This is a genomic window from Sedimentibacter sp. B4 (assembly GCF_000309315.1).
Lineage (GTDB): Bacteria > Bacillota > Clostridia > Tissierellales > Sedimentibacteraceae > Sedimentibacter > Sedimentibacter saalensis.
The window spans coordinates 1-307 of record NZ_CANG01000272.1 but is presented as its reverse complement, the minus strand read 5'-3'; the positions used below and the strand labels follow the sequence as shown (position 1 = coordinate 307).

1 protein-coding gene is annotated in these 307 nt (G+C 66.8%); it reads right to left on the bottom strand.

What is annotated here, in order from left to right:
• Positions 1-107 precede the first annotated feature (107 nt).
• Positions 108-307 (bottom strand): substrate-binding domain-containing protein (locus tag BN358_RS11045; RefSeq protein ID WP_040582736.1); only part of this gene is annotated, 200 nt, incomplete at its 5' end.

The following is a 307-nucleotide window of genomic DNA, read 5'->3' as shown; positions in this document are numbered from 1 at the left end:
TGCTCAAGCACCGGTACAGCTCCGTTAGCGTCCACCGGCGGCCTCCATTGGCTATTGAAACGTTCCATACGAACGATTCAAGACACTACGGACCGATGCGCCTCGTGTCAACCCTTTGCGCGCTTGCGGGGCTGGGTCGAGCGCCGCGCGATCAGCTGCGGCGTGAACCGGACAGCCTCGTGCCGGTGCGGTGCGCCGGAGTCGGCGGCCTCGATCTCACGAACCAGCAATTCAGCAGACTTGCGTCCGATGTCCTCGCGGGGCTGCCGGACCGACGACAGCGGGACGGCGGCGGCCGCGGCGAAGG